We start from the raw sequence: 21,975 nt of genomic DNA, 5'->3' as shown, positions 1-21,975 counted from the left end.
AATGAAAAGAGTAATCGTAGTTGGCAGCGGTGCAGGCGGAGCAGCCGCGGCCAAGAAGCTGCAGGAGAAATTTCAGGTAACTGTTCTGGAGACAGGCAGAGAGTTTAAGCCTTTCTCCTTTAGTTGGCCTGCCTTGGAGAAGCTAAAGAAAACCGGACTGTTCTTTGATGAAAGGGAAATACAGCTGCTGTTTCCGTCCATGAAAGTCCATAAAACCGAAGATGGCATGGTTATGGTCAGCGGGACCGGCCTGGGCGGGACGACCACGCTTTCTGCCGGAAATGCGCTTCGTATGGACAAAGGGCTTAAGGAGCTTGGAATTGATCTGGATGATGAATTCGAGGAGCTTTATCGGGAGATTCCCGTTACAAATAATCATCAGAATAAATGGCGGGATACCACCAAGGAATTGTTTGAAATATGCAAAGAAATGGATCTGAATCCCCAACCTTTACCAAAGCTTGGAGATTATGAGCGCTGTACCAACTGCGGGAGATGTGTCTTGGGCTGCCGGTACGGTGTGAAGTGGGACAGCCGTCAATTTCTGAAGGCCGCACAGGATTCAGGAGCGGAACTGGTTATAGGCTGTAAGGTCTCCAAGGTAGTTACAGAAAAGGGTTCCGTCAAGGGAGTACAGGCGCAGAAAGGCATGAATTCCGTATTCTATCCGGCTGATATTGTCATCCTAGCGGCAGGCGGTTTTTCTACCCCTGTAATCCTTCAGAATTCGGGAATTGAATGCGAAAGCAGACTGTTTGTTGATCCGGTCCTCTGCGTAGCTGCCGAGTATGAGGGAAGCCTTCAGAACACGGAGCTTTCCATGCCCTTTGCTGTACAGCGGGAGCATTATATTTTGTCCCCGTATTTTGATTATCTAAGTTTTTTCTTTAATAAAAGCTGGCGGTATCCTGCCTCGGATACCTTGGCCCTGATGATCAAGCTGGCGGATTCAAATGCTGGAAGTGTTGATAACAAAAAAATCAATAAAACACTTACTGGTATTGATAAAGAAAGACTGCAGGAGGGAGTCGGGATCTGCAAGGAGATACTGAACAGGTATGGTATAAGGAAGGACAATATTTTCCTTGGAACGATCAATGCCGGGCATCCCGGCGGCATGCTGCCGCTCACAAGACAGGAAGCGGAAACCTTTCACAATCCCAAGCTTCCTGAAAACCTGTACGTTGCCGATGCAACGCTATTTCCCGAGTCTTTGGGAAATCCGCCCATACTTACGATAATGGCTATGGCGAAGAGAGTCGGTAAAATTATCATGGAGCTATGACCACGACAATTGTCCGGTTGGAGCGATTAGGTAAAAACTTAGTGAAACAATATTAAAAAAAGGGAAATAATAAAATTAATACATCTATTTTGGATATGTGCTGAATCATTGCTGAAAAATCAGAAGAAGATGCCAAAACTAAAAGGTGAGGCCTTTGAAACAGCAATTATCGAACTACAAAGGCAATTAGACAGTATAGGCTGGATCAATAATACAAATTATAACTAAAAATTTAAAAAATATGAACAAAGATTTAGTTGTAACTATAACACATATTATTAGCAAATGATATATTTACTTGTATAGACAATAGAATGGAATGAGGATATTGTTCCAGGCTAAGAACTGCAAGCACAATCGGTATGAAAGAAAAATTTAAGGAGGATGATTTGAAGTGGTGGATTTGAAAGTCCTGACTCAAGCAATGTCCGATTTGGACGAAGACGTGCTAAACAAGGCTATTGATGAAGTACTAAGTAAAGACGACAATGCCGCAGAAGCTCAAGAAGTTGTTAAAGCTTGTCAGCAAGGTATGACACTCGTAGGTGAACGCTATGATTCGGGCGAGTACTTTATCGGAGACTTGGTCTTTGCCGGGGAAGTGTTGCAAAGTGTAATGGACAAGCTCAAACCGGCTTTAAGTGCAGGTTCCTCAGCAAAAGGCGGAAAAATTGTCCTGGCTACAGTTTTTGGAGATCTTCATGACATAGGCAAAAATATATTCAGATCAATGGTTGAAGCCGCAAATTTTGAGGTAATCGACCTGGGGATTAATGTTCCGGTTAATCAGATCGTGGACAAGGTTAAAGAGGTTAACCCTGATATTGTGGGCTTAAGCGGCGTATTGACTTTAGCGCTGGATAGTATGAAAGAAACAGTTAATGCGCTTAATGAAGCAGGCTTTAGAAATTCAGTTAAGGTTATTATCGGCGGCGTACCCGTTAATGAGAATGTATGTAAAAGCATAGGTGCCGATGCCTTTTCGACAAACGCAGCTGAAGGTGTAAAAATATGCCAGAGATGGGTGGGTTGATCAATGAGTGAAGTTATGAATCTATATCAAGAACGTTTGGACCGTGTTTTTAAAACCTTAAGATTGGAACAAGCAGACCGCGTTCCGGTGCTGGCTACTTACGGAACTTGGAGTTCTTACTTTGCAGGGTATACCGATGCAGAAACCAATTGGGATACGGATAAATGCGGTAAAGCCCTAATGAAAGTAGCAGATGAGCTTTCAGTAGATATGATCCATATGATTTACAACAGGCCGGGTGGCGTGTATCAGGCGTTGGGGAGCAGTGCATTCCACTATTTAAGTGATAGCAATATCGTACAGTATTCTGATGAGTCTGCCCAAATAATGAAAGATGATGAATATCCTGAATTTACCAAAGATCCGTTCAAGTTTTTGGTAGAAAAGGTCTTGCCGCGAAAGTATACCGAACTGGCTAAGGATTCCCCGATGAAGGATTTGGCATTCGCCAAAGGCGCCATGAAGTTTGGAATGTATGGTGCCCAAAAGGGAGGCATTGAGGGCGCGCTTGCCGCGCAATACGGAATGCCTTTGTTATTTGATGGCATTATCTTACACCCATTGGATTGGATTGCTGATTTCTTCCGGGGCATTAAAGGCGCATTTATGGATATTCGCCGTCGTCCGGCGGAATTCGCGGAGGCCATCCAAGCGTTTACACCGTTGGTAATCAGGCTTGGCATGGGTCAGGTGCACATGGGACCGCCGAAACCAAACCCAAAAGTTCTTCTTTTCCCGCTGCATTTGCCTCCGATGCTTAAAACGTCGGATTTTGATAAGTTTTACTGGCCGTCGTTTAAAATGATTATGGAATTTTTTGCTGCCCATAATGTCTATGTGATACCGTTCTACGAAGGCGATTGGTCGCGTTATTACAATCATCTTCAAGAATTGCCGGCCAAGAAAACAATGGGCTGGTTTGAACATGGCGATCCCAAAGAGCTTAAAGATAAACTCAAAGACACCCTGTGCATCATCGGACTTTTCCCAGCAACTCTGCTGCAATATGGGACCAAGGAAGAATGTATTGCCAAAGCGAAAGAATTAATCGACGGTATGGCAGGCGGAGGCTACATTTTTGGTACCGATAAGGAACTTCTTGCACCAGCGGATGGTAAGGCGGAAAACATCATCGCCGTAAATAAATTCGTCATGGAGTATGGGATTTATAAATAGGAGGTGCTTCACAGTGGAAGAACAATTGTTGATCTCTTGGAGTGATATCGTTAAAGAGCATCCGGAACTCGCAGACAAAGATCCCGCAATGGGAATGAATTGGGATATCGGGCAGGAAATGATTTTTGCCTATGTAACTTTCCTGGCGCTCTTTTAAAACAAAGAGAATAAGGAAGATTAAACAAAACAACCGGGTTTAAACCCGGTTGTTTTGTTTAATCATAAAGGGGAGACTTAACGATCATCATTGGAAAAAATCAAAAGACCTATGAACAAATTATCGCCCACTAATTCATATGTTTTCTGCAAATGATATCTTTACTTGTATAGACGAGTTAATGGAATAAGAAAATTATTTCAGAATTACAAAACTAAACAAAAAAATTTAAGGAGGATGATTTGAAGTGGTGGATTTGAAAGTCCTGACTCAAGCGATGTCCGATTTGGACGAAGACGTGTTAAACAAGGCTATTGATGAAGTACTAAGCAAAGACGACAATGCCGCAGCTCAAGAAGTTGTTAAAGCCTGTCAGCAAGGTATGACACTCGTAGGTGAACGTTATGATTCGGGCGAGTACTTTATCGGAGACTTGGTCTTTGCCGGGGAAGTGTTGCAAAGTGTAATGGACAAGCTCAAACCGGCTTTAAGTGCAGGTTCCTCAGCAAAAGGCGGAAAAATTGTCCTGGCTACAGTTTTTGGAGATCTTCATGACATAGGCAAAAATATATTCAGATCAATGGTTGAAGCCGCAAATTTTGAGGTAATCGACCTGGGGATTAATGTTCCGGTCAGCCAGATCGTGGACAAGGTTAAAGAGGTTAACCCTGATATCGTGGGATTAAGCGGCGTATTGACTTTGGCGCTGGATAGTATGAAGGAAACGGTTGATGCGCTTAATGAAGCAGGCTTCAGAAGTTCAGTCAAGGTGATTATCGGCGGAGTACCGGTTAATGAGGTTGTTTGCAAAAGCATAGGAGCCGACGCCTTCTCGACAAACGCCGCTGAAGGTGTAAAAATATGCCAAGGATGGGTGGGTTGATCAATGAGTGAAGTAATGAATACTTATCAAGAACGTTTGGACCGTGTCTTCAAAACTTTAAGGTTGGAACAAGCGGATCGCGTCCCAGTGCTAGGTACTTATGGGACTTGGGGTGCTTACTATGGAGGATATACTGATTCTGAGACGAATTGGGACATAGATAAATGCGGTAAAGCAATGCTGAAGATGGCGAATGATATTCCGATGGATATGCTTCATCAGCCTTTTGCCAGACCCGGCGGCGTTTATCAGGCGTTGGGGAGTAAGGCATTTCACTACTTAAGTGACAGCAATATTGTCCAGTATTCCGACGAATCTGCCCAGATAATGAAAGATGATGAATATCCGGAATTCAGCAAAGATCCGTTCAGGTTCTTGGTAGAGAAGGTGTTGCCGCGAAAATACGCCGAGCTGGCTAAGGATTCACCGATGAGGGATTTAGCATTTGCCAAAGGCGCCATGAAGTTTGGGATGTTTGGCGCCCAAAAGGGAGCCATTAAGGGTTCGCTTGCCGCGCAAGGAATGCCCGTGCTATTTGACGGCATTATTTTACACCCAATGGATTGGATTGCGGATTTCTTCAGGGGCATTAAAGGAGCATTCGGGGACATTCGCCGTCGTCCGGCAGAATTTGCCGAGGCTATCCAAGCGTTCACACCGTTGGTCATCAGGCTTGGCATGGGTCAGGTGCACATGGCACCGCCGAGCCCAAATCCGAAAGTCCTTCTATTACCGCTGCATTTACCTACTATGCTGAAAGTAGCGGACTTCGACAAGTATTACTGGCCGTCGTTTAAAATGATCATGGAATTTTTTGCTGCCTACAATGTCTATGTAATACCGTTCTACGAAGGCGATTGGTCACGTTTTTACAATCATCTTCAAGAACTTCCGGCTAAGAAAACAATGGGCTGGTTCGAACACGGAGATCCCAAAGAAATGAAACAAAAGCTCCAAGATACCATGTGTCTTATCGGACTTTTCCCGGCGACTTTACTGCAATATGGCACCAAGGAAGAATGTATTGCCAAAGCAAAAGAATTATTGGATAATCTGGCACCTGGCGGAGGATACATTTTTGGTACCGATAAGGAACTTATCGCGCCGCAGGATGCTAAAGCAGAAAACATTATTGCCGTAAACAAATTTGTCATGGAGTATGGTATTTATTAATAGGAGGTGCTTCACGGTGGAAGAACAATTGTTGATCTCTTGGAGTGATATCGTTAAAGAGCATCCGGAACTCGCAGACAAAGATCCTGCAATGGCTATGAGCTGGGATATCGGACAGGAAATGATCTTTGCCTATGTAACTTTCCTAGCGCTCTTTTAAAACAAAGAAAATAAGGAAGACTTAAAAGACAAAAAACAAATCAAAACAGCCGGGTTTATCCCGGCTGTTTTTACTAAAGGACATAGAAAAAACAATAATGATTATCATCGGAGAAAAAATCAACGGTACGGTTCCGAAGGTAAAGCAGGCATAGTGTCTTAACGCGGATTAAAGAATAATAAAAGTTTATATTGTATAATATATGCGCTATAGTTGCATTCCTAAGATAGTAAAGCACTTAATAGCCGCACTTAATAAATCCTCAATTATTTCTTTGAGACGTGCCACTATACAAACCAAATGATAAGAATATTATCTTGGTCAAATCTATTATTAGACCAATTTTGTATTATACACCTAGGCATTCTCGTCTTATGATTTTCAATCTTCTTTCACTTAGTTTACCATAAAATATTTAGAAAATTATTAATGTATGCAAACATTTAAAACATTTCATACAAAATAAAGTGGGGAAAGGGGAGATGGGCATTTAACCAGCATATTGCCAGCCACATATTACCCGGCGGTTGAAAAAATGACGGGGGGAAGACGAGTATGAAAGAAGATCTTGAAAAATTGGACGTAGTAGTTCCGGATACATTCTTTCCAATTGAGAAACTAGTTAAGTATACTCATTTGGGGTCTGTAAAAACTTATCCGAAAGGAAGTACGGTTGTTTTTCCGGGAGATAGAATGCTAACTCTAGGTTATGTGATTTATGGAAGGCTTAGAATCAATGCGTTTATTGAGGATGAACGGGAAAAATTGATGTATTTTGCTGGGCAGCATTGTATACTGGGTCTTTTATTCACAGAGTTCAGTGGCATCTATGCTGTTGCCACAGAAGACAGCCAAGTTTGTTTTTTTACCGAGCAGCAAATAAGACAAATCTTTCGTACAGACGACGATATTGTTATTGATGTTCTTAAGAACTATCAATCGAAGATAAATTATTATGCAAAACAAGTAACAGAAATGAATTATTTTAATCCTACGGTCAGAGTTGTAAGGTTGCTTTACAAACTTTGCCTCGCCAGTGGTATCGAAGTAGACGATTGTATAGAGATTAATATTGATCTATCCATGAAAGATATATCGGAAATTACGGGGACGCACTATGTAACAGTGTCTAAAGTATTGGGATGGTTAAGAAGGCAGAATATCTTGGAAAAAAAGAAAAACAAAATAATTATCCGTAATTTGGCAAAGCTTAATATATTGACACATGAAACACATATTTTAGAAGCGACAAATGAAAAAATTATAAAATAATTGCGATAAATTTTTAATTATTTAAACAACAGGCAAATGAAGTTTTAAACCGGTTTAAAGCTTCATTTGCTTGTTGTTTTGTATAATGTACTTGTATGAACAAAATCTACTTCATTAACTGGAAGGAGGTGAAAAATATGAGCACATTTTTAATTTTTATTGCCGGTGTGTTATTTTTAGGCGGAATTATTTTCATTAAACCCCGTGCCAAGCGTGAATTAATGTGGAAAACGGTCCTTAACTGGAGCTTATTTGTACTATGGTATGCCATTACTTGGATTGGTATTTCCTTTGTTTACATTAATGCCAGCGTTGGCCACGTCAAAGCAACAAGTACGGCAATATTCTTATTCTTGGGAATTTCTGTGGTACTTGCGGTTGTTTTGGCTCGTCTGTTAGGTTTTATTGGCGTAAAAAAAGCAAGCAATGCTGTACAAGCTTAGAAGGGAGGTAATAACATGGTAGAAAAAACCGAACAAAAACAAAGATTAGAGATGAACCGCCGCAATTTTCTTAAAGCTGGAATGGCCGCAACAGCAATGGGGGTCATAGGAGCGATCAAGGCTCCGGCTAAATTGGCGGATGCTGCTGTTCCAAGTAGTGTTAACTACTTAGCCCCGGCCAAAGGGCGATGGTCTAAACTCCATCCCGAGCATAACTATGGCGGAGCTAGCGTCCGTTTTGCAGAAAATAATGATCAGTGGTTAGGGACATCCAAGCTTGTTGGGACTGTAAAAAATACCAATGAGGCTGATATGGGGTTTAATTTGGCCCGGAGGGGGCTAATTAGTGATAGAGCCCATAGAGGAGTTTTTAATTTCGTTCCTAAACATCCTCAAGGAGGAGCAATAAGTGCGACTCTCGGTTTGGTTGCCTCAGAAGCTGCAGTAGACGGCAAACCGGCGCCTGAGAAATTACCGATTCCCGACCCCGAGCAAATGTCCCAGCATATTAGAGACCTTGCCTATTTTCTGAGAGCTGATGAGGTTGGTATTGGACAAATGCCTTCTTATGCCTACTATTCCCATAAAGTTAATCCCACAAAGAATTTGACTTACCAACCGGTAGAGGAATGTGTTTACCCAGTAACACAACGCTATCCCTATGTAATTGTCGTAATGGTCGACCAGCATCTGGAGACTATGTTGGGATCCACCGGCTATGACGGAGTCAGTGCATCTCAATCTATGCGCAGTTATCATGCTACGGGTAATATTGCGGTTATTATTGCAAAATACATCAGAAGTCTCGGCTATAATGCCAGAGCCAACCATGCAGGAAACTATATGGCCGTCATGCCACCCCTAATATTAGCGGCAGGGCTGGGGGAATTAACCAGAACAGGAGACTGCGCAGCCCATCCCCGGCTAGGATTCCGCCTTAAAGTAGCGGCTGTTACCACAGATTTGCCACTGCTTCCCAATAAACCAATCGATTTTGGCATGCTGGATTTTTGCAGAGTATGTGGAAAATGTGCGGCTGAATGTCCATCCAAAGCCATCACGTATGATAAAGACCCAATTGAATATAACGGTTACTTACGTTGGAACAGCGACATGAAAAAGTGCACGGAATTCCGTGTATCCAATGAAGAAGGTTCTTCCTGCGGACGTTGCATGAAAGTCTGTCCCTGGAACTCCAAGGAAGATTCTTGGTTCCATGAAGCTGGGATGTGGATTGGAAGCAGAGGGCAAGCCAATTCAAAGCTTCTCAAGTCAATTGACGATATGTTCGGCTATGGTACTGAACAAATCGAGAAGTACAAGTGGTGGTTGGAGTGGCCGGAACTTTATAAGATACCTGCCAGTATCCCTCCGGCTCCGGCCCCAGCAGCTCCTCCTGCTCATTAAAAATATTTCTTCGTAATAGAACAAGGCGCTCTAAGCGACGGGTTTTTAACCCGTCGCTTAAATTTTATTCCATTACGGGAGGAGACCTTCTTCCATGGCTTGTTCACGTAATATTTTAACATGAAATGTTTTAGAGAAATTTAGTATGTGTAAAAAATAAAGCAAAAATCTTCTTTAAGGTTTGGCATTATAAATAAGAAAATATTAATGGAAATATTTTTAAAATTGTATCACTGGATATAGTCAATCATTTTAGCTGAAGTAAAATACAACTGAAATATTAATACCAATTAGGAGGAGATACTTGCATGGGAAACAACTTAAACAGGCGAAGCTTTTTAAAAGCTTCACTCATGGGTACCGTCGCTGCCGCTGTCGCAACGGCTGCGGTGGCAAAGGAAACATTTAACCCTTTAGTTGCCGAGGCAGCAGACATCGTGGCACCTATCAAAGAAACATCGGAATTTCCTTACACAGTCGATGAAAAGTATCAACGGTTGCCGGGTGACAAGATCTACTATATCAAGGCGTTTGATCCGGAAGAAAACAAGACGCCGATCAAATTCGTGCACGAAGATGTTTCTACAATCACGGGAAAAAAAGACACGGGGAAAGATCTTCCAAGGCTTAACGCTGAAGCCCTTGGAATAAAAGGCAGGCGGGCAACAGTGTCCGAGACAGAGGTTAGGGTTATAGCCCAGCATGATGGTACTTCTCCACCATTGCGCGATGGAGAAGAAGGATGGCGTCAAATAGATGTTGCTTTGGCTTTCGCAGCCTGGGCTGTGGAACTGTCGTACAGCGGGTTTACTGCGATAGGCAGCGGTCCGTCTGGTATATCTTATCAGTACCCCATTAACCCCGAAACGAATGAAGTGGCGAAAGAACCGGTAGCTGTCCAGGGAATTTATAACTGGGATAATAGTTTAGCAGAGGCAAGACGGAATGAGGGAAGACAATGGAAATTCAGCTCTGCCGAGGAAGCCACAAAATATATTAAAAGAGCAGCAATCCATCTGGGGGCGGATCTTGTAGGCATTGCACCCTATGATGATCGCTGGACCTACGCCAACTGGTGCAGACCAAAACACAAGCCGTTCAAACTACCTAATGGCAGAACTGCGTACGTTCCGTATAACCTTGATAAAGTACTTAAAAATGAGGGAGCAGAAGTCTTCGGACTGAACAAGTTTGATGCGGATTGGGAAAAATATGCCGGCTTTAAGCCAAAATACGTGATTGCTGTAGCGTTTGAAATGAGTTACGAGGCTTTCCGTACTGCACCATCGATCCTTCAGAGTGCTGGACCGGGTATGGCTTATTCAAAAATGGGAGAGATGACCATCAAGCTTGCAACTTTTTTAAGAGATCTGGGGTACAATGCGATCCCTTCAGGAAACGACACAGGGATGAGCATTCCGATTGCAGTCCAAGCCGGTCTCGGAGAGGCCGGAAGAAACGGGTTGCTTATTACTCAAAAATTCGGTCCTCGGGCTCGCATCGCCAAAGTCTATACAGATTTGGAACTAATTCCTGACAAGCCAAAAAGTTTCGGAGTCCGTGAGTTCTGCCGCTTATGTAAGAAATGCGCGGACGGTTGCCCGGCTCAAGCTATTTCTCACGAGAAAGAAGCAAAGGTCTTGCAACCGGAGGATTGTGGTCCGTCTGAGGTTCCTTACACATCAAAATGGCACGTCGACGCTCACCGTTGTAATTCATTCTGGGCCTATAACGGCAATGACTGCGGAGTATGTATAGCAGTATGTTCTTGGAATAAGATCGGGCAATGGAATCATGATGTTGCCAGAATCGCTACCCAAGTTCCCTTGGTTCAAGATGCGGCGCGTAAGTTTGATGAATGGTTTGGCTACAACGGCCCGGTAGACCCCGAAGAACGCATCGAGTCCGGGTATGTTAAGAACAAAGTTATTGATTTCTGGAATAACATGGAGCCGATAAAATAATTGGAGGTGTAATCCATCATGATGACGATTGTAGATGTCCTGACTTGGATGAGTTTCGGCATATTATTGCTTTTAATTCAATATGGCATTTGGCGGTATTTGAAGAGTAAAGAAAAGAATACGATTGGTTTTCAACTTGGCGGTTTTTGTGCAAACTTTTTCTTGGTGTTTTCTTTAGCTTGGGGTTACGCCAGTTTTGTTGAAGGGGAATATCAAGCAGTTGCTATGGGCTTTCTTTTCTTTGGCGGTGTAGCGCTGATTCCGGCCATTATTACCTATAGGCTGGTAAATCGTTCCTCAAAGGAGACCATAAAAAAAGGTGAAGCTAACACAATTTAGGAAAGAATTAAAATAACGTGATCGGTTTTGGACACGCAGCCACTTATGTTGTATTAGGTGGCTTGCGTGTCCGTACTATCAAACATATGGTTCAAAAAAACACATAAGATGAGGATGAAGATGTGGAAGGGAAAAGGAAGAACCCGGAGACCTATTATTTGGCTGTACTTTTCTTAACTGCGATAGCGGCGATCTTTTACGGTATCTTTTGGACAAGTAAAACCATTGATTACGAGGCGGTTATTCAGCAGAACATTCCTGGTGTCACATCCATCGAGAAAATGATCGGGGGCCAACGTGCTTATCAAGTTGATGCTGCAGGAAAGAAATATTATGCCGTCTGTGACTCGGCAGTAGGATATCAATCCCGCATCGAAGCCATGACCATCGTCAACCAAGAAGGCTTCGTGGAAAAAGTGATGATCACCCAGCAGGGTGAGACTCCCATCTTTTTTGAGAGACTTTATACCAGAAAACTGTTTAATCAATTTAAAAACCTTTCCGTCAAAGAACCTATTTATTTAGGAGGGGCCTCAGGATATTCCGGTTATCTGAATGAAAGACAAACCAATAATTACATTGACCGGGTAACCGGTTCTACCGTATCGTCTCATGCTATAGCGGCGGCTGTCAACAAAGGGACTGCGTATATCGCATCCAAATTCTTCAATACGCGCTGGAGCAATCCCTATGACAGTTTTCAATTTAACCGGCAGGATTTGGCGATGATGATGATCTATATTATCGCGCTCGCTGCAGCCTTCATCAAGAAACTCGTGCGGTTGCGGATTTGGATACTTTTAGCAGCATTTGGTGTTATGGGTTTTTTCGTAAAAGAATTTGTGGCAGCCAGTAATTTGTTCTCATTAATAACGCTGCAAATACCCGGCTTCACCAATCTGGGATGGTACGTGCTTATGGGTGGAACATTGAGCTTTATAGTTCTCTTAGGCAAGAACATTTACTGTGCGTGGATCTGCCCTTTTGGAGCAGCCCAGGAGGTTATCAATAAAGCAGCAGGTTTTAAATCTCTGGGGATTTCCCCGCAAGTCACCAAGAAATTGAAGCTGGCTGCGCCGACCATCCTATGGGTGGCCATCATGCTTGGAACCTTCTTAGGGGACTATGGGACATTGGATTACCAGCCGTTTAGTGCATTCTTCCTGTTTAAAGCCGTATGGGTCATGTGGTTAATGCTGCCGGTATTTATTTTCATCAGTCTATTTATCAGCCGGTTTTATTGTCAATTCTTCTGTCCAGTCGGCTTTATACTCAACTTACTCAATCGTTGGCGGAATAACGGGGTGAAAGTATGGAAACAAATGTGGGTTCAAAAATGGAACCGAATAGGGAACCAAGGATGGAACAAAGCAAAAAGCAACAAAGCTTGAAAATAAAGGATCTGTTATTTATTGCCTTAATACTGATACTCGGAGCAGCTCACATCATCGTAATGCTACAATCAGTCGGCATTATCCGGGCAGACCGTTAAAAATTTCCGGAAGGGGAGGAAGTCTCAAATGGCAGTCAACATGGACGTTAGAAGCGAGATGAAACAATTCCAACTTGGACAATACAAAGGATTAAACGTCGATCGTTTTGATGTCTCCGTCAAAGAAGAAGAACTTAATGAAGCGCTTAATTATGTTAAGAAATCTTTGGACGAAATCCAGGTCGAAAAAAATGATGAACCGATCGAAACCGGAGATTATGTCATCGTAAATTTTGAAGGAACGGAGAATGGCAAGATAGTCCCCAAATTAAGGGACAGGGGCTTTAAGTTCAGAGTGGGTGATGAAAACTTTATAGAGGAATTCTCCACCAACCTGCTTGGTAAGAAGACGGGCGAAACGGTGATATTTCAAACGACGGTACTGCCTGATTTACTGGAATACCAAGCCTTATGGGGAAAACAGATCACTTTTTCGGTCGAGATTGTAAAAGTATATCGTATTAAAGAGCCGGAATTAACTGACGATATTGTCCGGGAAATTGATCCGCAGGTAGAAACGTTGCAGGAATTTGAAATCATATTAAAGAATAAAATTTTTCAGGAAAAAGTAAATAAAGCACAAATCGCTAATATGAGTAAAGTAATTGGGGCAATAGCTGAGAACTGCAAATATGAATTCGAGCAGGAAATATTAGTCGAAGCAGCGGAGGATTTGTATCGAAAGTTTGTTGAGGAGCTTAAGGCCGTTTACAACATGGAACTCATTGTTTACTTAATCCAAAGGAAGCTGTCATCTGATGAGCTGCTGAACGAGTGTAAGGAAGAAGCTTCAAAAAGAATTCTTGGAGAGAAAATTTTAGATGCAGTGATCAAGGCAGAAGGAATTCAGCTTACGGATAAAGAAATGCTCTATGAGAAAGTCCGGTTGCAGAACCGTGAGAAAGCAGAGAAAGTAGAACTGTCAAGAGAAAACAATATACAAGATGTCCAATGCTTACGTAGAAAAGCGATGGACTTTCTGTTAGAGGCAAATCTAGCGCAATAATATCTTAGACCAAGATATAACGAGGTAATCGGTATGTATACAGTGAATTCTTGTACGTACTTGCAGTGGGTGGATCCGCCAGTTGTTGAAAGCGTTGTAAGTCATGCGACGAGTAAAGGAGTTAAAGTATCATATAAAAAAGGGACGACCATTCTGCACGAAGGCGAGTTGGTGCAGAATGCGCACTTTTTAGCCAAAGGCTGGGTTGCTTACTATGTCAACAATCTTCGTGGAGAGTCAAAAATTGCATGCCTGGTTGGTCCAAAAAGAGTATTCGGGTTAGGTGAGGCATTTGATATGCTTCCAATTAATTCAAGTGTCAAAGCAATTGAAGATTGTGAGATCTATCTGGTTTCCAAGGCCGACCTGATAGAGTCAATGGCTGATAACTTAGAGGCAAGAATTGCAGTGATAAGCATTTTATACAACAGATTACGCTGTGTTATTGAAGGTGCCAACCTATTTTCTTCTTTGTTATCTCCGAAAGAAAGATTAATAAATTTTTTCGTATCGATGCTACAATCCTACGAATGTAAAAAACATGGAGATTGGTTTGAACTGCCTGTGAACTTATCTCACGAACGGATAGGAGAAATTATCGGTGCCTCAAGGGTTACGGTATCTCGAATTATCAGTAAGTATAAAATCACAGGTAAACTAAAAAATTGTAAGAATAAACTTTATGTTCACAGGGAGCTGATACTCGAGGAATATGGAGAAATAGGAATTTAAGAAACGGATACCGTTAGGAAAAAATATAGAATTTTATACCACAGTCAAAAGCCAGGAGAAAATCCTGGCTTATTTTTTTGAATATTAAAACCAGATATCATTTTGTTATCGAATCCCAAAACTGAAAAGAATATTAGCATATGTTAACAAAAAACTTACCATGCGCTAATAATTTTTTTTTTTTTAAAGTGTTATGATCTCGTTGACGATAGATTTCTCGCAAACCGTTCATCCGGTCAATTCAGATTTACAAACAGATGTATTTTTTTGTAGTCGGTTGATTCAACGTAGGTGTAAGGTTTCTGAGAAATGCAAATTGTATGGAGGAGGTGAAAAAATGGGAACTTTCTTAGTTTTTTTAGCCGGAATTTTGTTTTTAGCTGGGATCCTCTTTATTAAACCCCGGGCGAAAAAGGACCAAAAATGGAAAACTGTCCTGAACTGGGGATTGTACGTTATTTGGTATCTGATTACCGCCACTGGAATCTCTTTTGTTTATATTAATTCCATCGTAGGACATGTTAAGGCCACAAGTACTGCAATCTTTTTGTTCTTAGGATTATCAGTTGTTCTCGCCGTCGTACTAGCCAGACTTTTAGGCTTTCTCGGTAAACAAAGACGTACAAATTCAAGCGTAGAAGTATAAAGAGGTGAAAAAAATGTCCAGGTTTTCTGATCATGAAGGAAAGCAGCAACAGCCGAAATTACAGATGAACCGACGCAACTTTTTGAAAGCTGGTGCCGCTTCTGCTCTTGGCATGGGGATTCTCGGAGCGGTAAACGCTTTACCAGCAAAGGCTGCGGATGCAGTGACGAATGCTTCAGTGCCCCAGAACGGCGCAAAGTCCAAACTTCATCCCGTTATAGATTATGGCGGTGCTTCCGTCAGATTTGTCGAACACAATGACCAGTGGCTAGGCACATCGAAGCTTGTCGGCACGGTCAAAAATACCCACGAAGCCGAGATGGGATTTGCTCTGGCTTGTCGCGGCAAACTTACGCCGGAATCTCAAAGAGGGTACTACCACTTCCAATTTGTTATGAAGCACCCCTTAAATGCCGCTATTGGCGGGTTCGCTATGAATCTTGCTCCTGAAGAAATGGTTGACGGAAAGCCCTCACCGACCAAGTTACCGATTCCCGACCCTGAGCAAATGTCCCAACACATCAAAGATTGCGCATATTTTTTACGGGCGGATGAAGTCGGGATTGGCAAAATGCCTGCTTTTGCTTACTATAGTCATAAAATGCCGAGTCAGGATGATATGCTGAAAGATGATTTGACCAACGCAATGCCGGTAACCGAGAGGCTGCCGTATGTTATTGTCGTAATGATTGACCAGCATTTAGAGACCATGCTGGCCTCGACCGGATATGACGGTATCAGCGCCGGTCAATCCATGCGCTCTTATCATACGACCGGAGTCGTTACGGTTATCTTGGCCAATTATATCCGATCACTTGGATATAGCGCCAGAGCGCATCATTTGACAAACTATGCGGCAACCATGCCACCCTGTATTATTGCTGCAGGACTGGGTGAGTTAACCAGAACAGGTGACTGCGCTGCACATCCGCGTATGGGATTCCGCCACAAGGTGGCAGCAGTGACCACGGATTTGCCGCTTGTTCCTGACAATCCGATTGATTTCGGTATGCTGGATTTTTGCCGAGTCTGTGGCAAATGTGCAGAAAATTGTCCCTCCAGCGCTATTACCTTCGATAAGGAACCGGTTGAATACAACGGTTACTTACGTTGGAACAGTGATATGAAAAAATGCACCGTATTCCGTACAACCAATCAAGAAGGTTCATCCTGCGGCAGATGTATGAAGGTATGTCCGTGGAACTCCAAGGAACAATCCTGGTTCCATACTGCCGGCACCTGGATCGGCAGCCATGGAGAAGCTTCCTCCAGCCTGTTGAAAAAAATTGATGATATGTTCGGTTATGGTGATGAGCAGATTGAAAAATATAAATGGTGGCTGGAATGGCCGGAACTGTACAAAGTACCGGCAGCCCATTGATATCTTTAATCACTAAGTCTATTGCAGTTATATAAATAGTATAACTGGATCCGGATTGGAGATGCCCTAAATCATACTTGGGGCATCTTTTTCAATTTAGGTGCGGCAGCCTTTCCGCGAGGCAGAAAATGTATATCGGCTTCATTCGGTATTGGGTTATAAATCGCCGCTAATTCTATGAAATATCTAAAATATTACCATTTAAATGACCGCATGAGCCAATATGGCACAAAATATTCCAAAAAATTTATTGACATTGCCAATCATTGTTAGTTACTATTAACCTAATCTATTATTAACTGTTGTAGGCTAAATACAGGAATAAATAAGAATAAAGAGGTGGATATATTTTGAAGCTTACCATTACGAAAAAACAATACATAAATATTTTCATTATTGTTTTACTTTTTCTCATAGCTGCCGGTGTAAATATTGTTCTAAAGGGAATGGTGGCCAATGGACAATGGAGCAGTCTGGAAGATTTGCTCAATACAGTGATAAAAGCAAGTATTCTGTTTTCCTTTGTCGGCTTGATTTTAAGCAGTAGTCTAGCCTACCTGATATATCGAAACGCAAAATTTCTACGCATGTATACCGATTATAATAAAGACCTTTCCGAGGGTAAACTAGCTTCACAATTTGACGTAAATACAGACGGCTTATTGGATGACCTGCTTGCTGTCACGAATAATTTAGTCGTTAATCGGCGCGCGCTTATTGCAAAGCTTATGGAAACTGCTGAAAATTTAGAAAACACCAGCGGGGAATTATCTTCGACCGTACAGGAAACGACCGCCGTAAGTGCACATCTTTCCGATATGTTAGGCCAACTTGCAACCGGGGCAAAAGACCAAGCGATCTCTTTAGAACAAACAAGTGTGGTTATCGAGCAGCTCTCCGCAAACGCGCAAGAAGTTGCTGCCAATGCAGAAAGCGTCAGCCAAAGCAGCGGAAAGGCTGCACTGGCCGCAGAATCCGGGTTCAGTCAAGCAGAAAATGCCATTAGAAAAATAGAAAAGATTAGTGAAGCATCCGTCCAAACATCCGAAGTTGTTTCTATATTAGGGGATCAATCCATTCAGATTGGCAATATTGTTGATGTCATTAAAGATATTGCCGAACAAACCAACCTATTGGCTCTTAATGCCGCTATAGAGGCGGCCCGGGCAGGCGAACAGGGAAGAGGTTTTGCTGTTGTAGCCGATGAAGTACGTAAACTGGCGGAACAATCGTCAACTTCCGCAGCCCAGATTGCAATTCTTATCGGTAATATTCAACGGGAGACAGAACGTGCTGTTGAAATGATGGAAAAAAGTAAGGATGAAGTAGCCGGAGGCGTCGAGGCTGTCAAGCTGGCGGGGAGATCATTCCAGACAATTGTCGAGGAGATTAAGACTGTTGTCAGTCAGATTCAGCAGGTTACGACTGCGGCACAGGAAATAGCCAGCGGAACGACGCAAGCTGCCATTTCTATCGAGAGTATTGGTGCCATAGCTGAACAAACGGCTTCCAGCACGCAAGAGGTATCTGGCGCTTCGGAGGAACAAAATGCTAAAATGCTTTTGGTAAACCAATCCGCAGAAACATTGGCTCAGCTAGGTGAAGGATTATCCCGGCTTATTGGTAAAAAATAAGCCTAGTATTTTCTTCTTCAGAACCGTACGTGAAATATAGACAGTGAAATAAACAGACTCTATCGGCAGAATATGCTTAATGAAGCAACAAGAACCTACTTATTATTAGACCATTTTTCAAGTGTCTAATCTAATAAGTAGGTTCTTTTATGTTTACGGCCTTCCCCTGCTATCTTCTCGGAAAAGGTAATATTTTGGAATGAATATAAACCATTTTTTCTAAGGTGTATCACCGTATACAGGTTCGTCGATTGAATCTAAAGTACGATAAACATGAAATTAAAATTACCTTATTTAGGGAGGAGAGACTTCATGGGAAACTTAGACAGACGAAGTTTTTTCAAAGCTTCACTCATGGGCACCGTTGCCGCGGCTGTGGCAACGGCTACGGTTGCAAAGGAAACATTTAATCCCCTAGTTGCCCAGGCGGCAGACATTGTAGCGCCTATTAAAGAAACATCGGAATTCCCTTACACAGTGGACGAAAAGTATCAACGTTTACCAGGGAGCAAGGTCTACTACTTAAAGGTTTTTGATCCGGAAGAAAACAAGACGCCGATTAAATTTGTCCACGATGACGTTTCGGCAACAACCGGAAAGAAAGACACCGGAAAAGATCTGCCGAGAATTAACGCTGAGACCCTTGGTATTAAAGGCCGGCAGGCAACAGTCTCTGAAACAGGCGTTATATTTTTTGGCCAACATGATGGTACTATTCTGCCGCTGCGGCACAAAGAAGTCGGCTGGCGCCAATTGGACGTAGCCTTGAGTGTTGCAGCTTGGTCGGTAGAGTTTTGGTACAACGGGTTTACTGCACCCGGCAGTGGTCCGGCTGGAATAATCCAGCATTATCCCATTAATCCTGAAACCAATGAAATGGCAAAAGAGCCTGTGGTCTTCCAAGGGATGTTTAACTGGGATAACACCATGGCTGAAGACAAGCGGAGTCAAGGATTGCAATGGAAATTCGACTCAGCGGAAGAAGCTACAAAGATTGTGAAGAAAGCAGCCCGTTTTCTAGGGGCGGACCTCGTCGGAATTGCGCCCTATGATGACCGCTGGACCTACGGTAACTGGTGTAGACCAAAAACCATGCCGTTCAAATTGCCAAACGGTAGAACTGTGTATACGCCGTATAACATTGAAAAATATCTTAAAAACCGCGAAGTGGAAGTGTTTGGACTAAGTACTTTTGAAGCTGATTGGGTGAAATATGCCGGTTTCCAACCCAAAAATGTAATTGCATTGGCTTTTGAAATGGATTATGAGTCTTTCCGAACGGCGCCATCAATCATTGAGAGCGCTGGGCCCGGCAAAATTTATTCCAATATGGGAGAAGTTTCTTTTAAACTTGCAACTTTTTTAAGAGAGCTTGGGTACTATGCGATTCCGTCGGGGAATGACACTGGAATGAGTGTTCCCATCGCTGTCCAAGCCGGTCTAGGGGAAGCGGGAAGAAACGGAATGCTTGTCACGCAAAAATACGGTCCTCGGGTTCGTATCGCCAAAGTCTATACAGATTTGGAGCTTGTTCCAGACAAACCGAGAAGCTTCGGAGTCCGTGAGTTTTGCCGCCTGTGTATGAAGTGTGCGGATGCTTGTCCTTCTCAGGCCATCTCTCACGAGAAAGAAGCAAGGGTTCTGCAGCCCCAGGATTGTGGTACTTCTGAAGTTCCTTATACATCAAAATGGCACGTTGACGCACACCGCTGCAACTCTTTCTGGGCCTATAACGGTGGGGACTGCGGAAACTGTATTGCGGTCTGTTCCTGGAATAAAATCGGGCAGTGGAACCATGATATAGCCAGAATTGCTACCCAAGTTCCGTTGGTTCAGGACGCGGCTCGCAAGTTTGATGAATGGTTTGGCTACAACGGTCCTGTAAATCCCGAAGAGCGGATTGAATCTGGCTATGTCACGAACATGGTTAATGATTTCTGGAATGACACCGAACCTACAAAATAAAGAGGAGGGATATCCTACATGACGATTTTCGATGTATTAATTTGGATGAGTATCGGTATATTGATGCTGGTGATTCAATACGGTATTTGGAAATACTTGAAGCTTAAAGGGAAAAATACGGTTCCTTTGCAGTTATGTGCTTTTTGTGCCAATTTTCTGTTTGTATTTGCTTTGGCTTGGGGTTATTCCAGCTTTGCTGAGGGAGAATACCAGGCTGTTGCCATGGGCTTTTTATTTTTCGGCGGTGCGGCGCTGATTCCGGCTGCGATAACGTATCGATTAATTAACCGTCCGTCGAAGAAGAAGGCAGACAATTCCGAAACCATCTCGGTTTAATCAGGTAAAAGTAAAAGGTTAAAATATTTAATTAAGACGTAAACAGCCACTTTGCCTTGCGAGGTCTTAAGTGGCTTACGTCCTTTATTATCAGACGGTTGTTCTGAAATTAGAAAAGGATGAAAAAAGTGGAGAGGAAGAAGAGAGATATTAAGTCCTATTATTTAATGGCATTATTCTTTACGGCGATTGCAGCAATCATTTATGGCGCCTGTTTTGCCGAAAAAACAATTGATTATCCTGCACTTATCAGGCAGAACGTACCAGAAATTACGTCCATTGAAAAAATCGTAGGAACTATACGCGCTTATAAGATTGATGCTGCTGGGAAACGGTATTATGCAGTTTGTGACTCAGCGGTAGGATATCAATCTCGGATTGAAACCATGACAATTCTCACCGATAAGGGTTTGGTAGAGAAAGTCATTGTTACCCGGCATGCCGAAACGCCTGTGTTTTTTGACAGGCTTTATAGCCAGAAATTTTTTGATCAATTTAAAAGCCTTTCTCTCGGTGAGCCCATTTACCTGGGAGGCGCCTATGGTTATTCCGGTTTCCTGGACAGAAGACAAACAGAAAATTTTATTGACAGGGTAACTGGCTCAACGGTATCATCGCATGCTGTTGCCGAAGCTGTTAACAAAGGGACTTTGTATATAGCATCTCAATTCTTTGATAAGCAATGGACGAACCCTTATGACATTTACCAATTGAACAGTAAGACTTTAGCAATGATTGTGGTTTTTCTTGTCGCGCTGATCGCAACTTTTATAAAGAAAATCTCCCGTTTTCGGATTTGGTGGCTTTTAATCATTATTGGAGTTATGGGTTTCTTTGTCAAAGAGTTTGTGACGGCAAACAATCTGTTCTCGATTGTAACGTTACAAATACCCCGCTTGACAAATTTAGGATGGTACGTGATTATGGTCGGATCGTTGGGCTTTGTTGTTCTCTTTGGGAAGAATATTTACTGTACATGGGTTTGTCCTTTTGGAGCTGCACAGGAGTTTCTAAACAAAGCCGCAGGATTTAAATCTTTAGGGATTTCTCCGCAAGTTACCAGGATTCTGAAGTTGGCCGCCCCGACCATCCTATGGATTGCAATCATGCTGGGGACCTGGGTTGGAGACTATGGAACCTTGGATTATCAGCCTTTTAGCGCTTTCTTTTTGTTTAAAGCTGTATGGGTGATGTGGTTAATGTTACCCATTTTTATCTTCATCAGCCTGTTTATTAACCGGTTTTACTGCCAATTTTTTTGTCCCGTTGGCTTTATACTCAACTTACTAAATCGTTGGCGGAATAATGGGGTGAGGGTATGGAATCAAATATGGAACCGACTATGGAACGGAATATGGAACCAAAGATGGAAAACCAACAAAGGCTAAAAATGAAAGATCTGTTATTGATCGGCTTGATCATCATGCTTGGTGCTGCACATGTCATTGTAATGCTTCAATCGGTTGGGATTATCCGTGCGGATCGCTAAAA

Annotated in this window: 21 protein-coding genes; all 21 read left to right on the top strand. The window is 42.7% G+C overall.

Annotated features, from left to right (window positions below; translation table 11 throughout):
* The first annotated feature begins 1 nt into the window (after position 1).
* Positions 2-1,285, top strand: a complete 1,284-nt coding sequence (locus NC238_09480; protein MCM1566158.1) for an FAD-dependent oxidoreductase — start codon at positions 2-4, stop codon at positions 1,283-1,285.
* A 394-nt stretch (positions 1,286-1,679) separates the two neighbouring features.
* On the top strand, positions 1,680-2,318 hold the full coding sequence (locus NC238_09475) for a cobalamin-dependent protein (protein MCM1566157.1): 639 nt from the start codon (positions 1,680-1,682) through the stop codon (positions 2,316-2,318).
* Between the two features lie 3 nt (positions 2,319-2,321).
* The gene (locus NC238_09470; GenBank protein MCM1566156.1) at positions 2,322-3,494 is read left to right on the top strand and encodes a uroporphyrinogen decarboxylase; all 1,173 of its coding nucleotides are present in this window, start codon (positions 2,322-2,324) and stop codon (positions 3,492-3,494) included.
* Between the two features lie 13 nt (positions 3,495-3,507).
* Positions 3,508-3,651 carry a hypothetical protein gene (locus NC238_09465; GenBank protein ID MCM1566155.1) on the top strand — a complete coding sequence of 48 codons (144 nt, stop codon included), beginning with the start codon at positions 3,508-3,510 and terminating at the stop codon, positions 3,649-3,651.
* 247 nt (positions 3,652-3,898) lie between these two features.
* The gene (locus NC238_09460; GenBank protein MCM1566154.1) at positions 3,899-4,534 is read left to right on the top strand and encodes a cobalamin-dependent protein; all 636 of its coding nucleotides are present in this window, start codon (positions 3,899-3,901) and stop codon (positions 4,532-4,534) included.
* A 3-nt stretch (positions 4,535-4,537) separates the two neighbouring features.
* On the top strand, positions 4,538-5,707 hold the full coding sequence (locus NC238_09455) for a uroporphyrinogen decarboxylase (GenBank protein MCM1566153.1): 1,170 nt from the start codon (positions 4,538-4,540) through the stop codon (positions 5,705-5,707).
* A gap of 16 nt (positions 5,708-5,723) precedes the next feature.
* Complete coding sequence (locus NC238_09450; GenBank protein ID MCM1566152.1) at positions 5,724-5,867, top strand: hypothetical protein; 144 nt, start codon at positions 5,724-5,726, stop codon at positions 5,865-5,867.
* A gap of 555 nt (positions 5,868-6,422) precedes the next feature.
* Positions 6,423-7,139 (top strand): Crp/Fnr family transcriptional regulator, encoded by a 717-nt coding sequence (locus tag NC238_09445; protein ID MCM1566151.1) that lies wholly within the window; start codon positions 6,423-6,425, stop codon positions 7,137-7,139.
* Positions 7,140-7,276: 137 nt separating this feature from the next.
* Positions 7,277-7,582, top strand: a complete 306-nt coding sequence (locus NC238_09440) for a dehalogenase (GenBank protein ID MCM1566150.1) — start codon at positions 7,277-7,279, stop codon at positions 7,580-7,582.
* Between the two features lie 15 nt (positions 7,583-7,597).
* Positions 7,598-8,989, top strand: coding sequence for a reductive dehalogenase (locus NC238_09435; protein MCM1566149.1), 1,392 nt, complete (start codon positions 7,598-7,600; stop codon positions 8,987-8,989).
* A gap of 308 nt (positions 8,990-9,297) precedes the next feature.
* Entirely contained in the window at positions 9,298-10,953 is a 1,656-nt protein-coding gene (locus NC238_09430; GenBank protein MCM1566148.1) for a reductive dehalogenase, read from the top strand.
* A gap of 21 nt (positions 10,954-10,974) precedes the next feature.
* On the top strand, positions 10,975-11,292 hold the full coding sequence (locus NC238_09425) for a tetrachloroethene dehalogenase (GenBank protein MCM1566147.1): 318 nt from the start codon (positions 10,975-10,977) through the stop codon (positions 11,290-11,292).
* 122 nt (positions 11,293-11,414) lie between these two features.
* A complete protein-coding gene (locus NC238_09420) occupies positions 11,415-12,683 on the top strand; it encodes a 4Fe-4S binding protein (GenBank protein MCM1566146.1) in 1,269 nt (422 codons plus the stop codon).
* A 129-nt stretch (positions 12,684-12,812) separates the two neighbouring features.
* Entirely contained in the window at positions 12,813-13,790 is a 978-nt protein-coding gene (locus NC238_09415; GenBank protein ID MCM1566145.1) for an FKBP-type peptidyl-prolyl cis-trans isomerase, read from the top strand.
* A 33-nt stretch (positions 13,791-13,823) separates the two neighbouring features.
* Entirely contained in the window at positions 13,824-14,522 is a 699-nt protein-coding gene (locus NC238_09410; protein ID MCM1566144.1) for a Crp/Fnr family transcriptional regulator, read from the top strand.
* A gap of 337 nt (positions 14,523-14,859) precedes the next feature.
* Positions 14,860-15,168, top strand: coding sequence for a dehalogenase (locus NC238_09405; protein MCM1566143.1), 309 nt, complete (start codon positions 14,860-14,862; stop codon positions 15,166-15,168).
* Between the two features lie 13 nt (positions 15,169-15,181).
* Positions 15,182-16,549, top strand: a complete 1,368-nt coding sequence (locus tag NC238_09400) for a reductive dehalogenase (protein MCM1566142.1) — start codon at positions 15,182-15,184, stop codon at positions 16,547-16,549.
* Positions 16,550-16,899: 350 nt separating this feature from the next.
* Positions 16,900-18,183 carry a methyl-accepting chemotaxis protein gene (locus NC238_09395; protein ID MCM1566141.1) on the top strand — a complete coding sequence of 428 codons (1,284 nt, stop codon included), beginning with the start codon at positions 16,900-16,902 and terminating at the stop codon, positions 18,181-18,183.
* 312 nt (positions 18,184-18,495) lie between these two features.
* Positions 18,496-20,148: a reductive dehalogenase gene (locus tag NC238_09390; protein ID MCM1566140.1), complete on the top strand. Its 1,653-nt coding sequence runs from the start codon at positions 18,496-18,498 to the stop codon at positions 20,146-20,148.
* Between the two features lie 18 nt (positions 20,149-20,166).
* Complete coding sequence (locus NC238_09385) at positions 20,167-20,484, top strand: tetrachloroethene dehalogenase (protein ID MCM1566139.1); 318 nt, start codon at positions 20,167-20,169, stop codon at positions 20,482-20,484.
* Positions 20,485-20,612: 128 nt separating this feature from the next.
* Entirely contained in the window at positions 20,613-21,872 is a 1,260-nt protein-coding gene (locus tag NC238_09380) for a 4Fe-4S binding protein (GenBank protein ID MCM1566138.1), read from the top strand.
* Positions 21,873-21,975: the final 103 nt, after the last annotated feature.

This window comes from Dehalobacter sp. (genome assembly GCA_023667845.1).
In the GTDB taxonomy this organism is placed as follows: Bacteria; Bacillota; Desulfitobacteriia; order Desulfitobacteriales; family Syntrophobotulaceae; genus Dehalobacter.
This window is presented reverse-complemented; position numbering and strand designations above follow the sequence as displayed.

What these genes read in the sequence shown, in the direction of transcription:
- NC238_09480 (MCM1566158.1), top strand. Translation starts at nt 2, where the DNA reads ATGAAAAGAGTAATCGTAGTTGGCAGCGGTGCAGGCGGAGCAGCCGCG.
- NC238_09470 (MCM1566156.1), top strand. Translation starts at nt 2,322, where the DNA reads ATGAGTGAAGTTATGAATCTATATCAAGAACGTTTGGACCGTGTTTTT.
- NC238_09455 (MCM1566153.1), top strand. Translation starts at nt 4,538, where the DNA reads ATGAGTGAAGTAATGAATACTTATCAAGAACGTTTGGACCGTGTCTTC.
- NC238_09445 (MCM1566151.1), top strand. Translation starts at nt 6,423, where the DNA reads ATGAAAGAAGATCTTGAAAAATTGGACGTAGTAGTTCCGGATACATTC.
- NC238_09440 (MCM1566150.1), top strand. Translation starts at nt 7,277, where the DNA reads ATGAGCACATTTTTAATTTTTATTGCCGGTGTGTTATTTTTAGGCGGA.
- NC238_09435 (MCM1566149.1), top strand. Translation starts at nt 7,598, where the DNA reads ATGGTAGAAAAAACCGAACAAAAACAAAGATTAGAGATGAACCGCCGC.
- NC238_09430 (MCM1566148.1), top strand. Translation starts at nt 9,298, where the DNA reads ATGGGAAACAACTTAAACAGGCGAAGCTTTTTAAAAGCTTCACTCATG.
- NC238_09425 (MCM1566147.1), top strand. Translation starts at nt 10,975, where the DNA reads ATGACGATTGTAGATGTCCTGACTTGGATGAGTTTCGGCATATTATTG.
- NC238_09415 (MCM1566145.1), top strand. Translation starts at nt 12,813, where the DNA reads ATGGCAGTCAACATGGACGTTAGAAGCGAGATGAAACAATTCCAACTT.
- NC238_09410 (MCM1566144.1), top strand. Translation starts at nt 13,824, where the DNA reads ATGTATACAGTGAATTCTTGTACGTACTTGCAGTGGGTGGATCCGCCA.
- NC238_09405 (MCM1566143.1), top strand. Translation starts at nt 14,860, where the DNA reads ATGGGAACTTTCTTAGTTTTTTTAGCCGGAATTTTGTTTTTAGCTGGG.
- NC238_09400 (MCM1566142.1), top strand. Translation starts at nt 15,182, where the DNA reads ATGTCCAGGTTTTCTGATCATGAAGGAAAGCAGCAACAGCCGAAATTA.
- NC238_09390 (MCM1566140.1), top strand. Translation starts at nt 18,496, where the DNA reads ATGGGAAACTTAGACAGACGAAGTTTTTTCAAAGCTTCACTCATGGGC.
- NC238_09385 (MCM1566139.1), top strand. Translation starts at nt 20,167, where the DNA reads ATGACGATTTTCGATGTATTAATTTGGATGAGTATCGGTATATTGATG.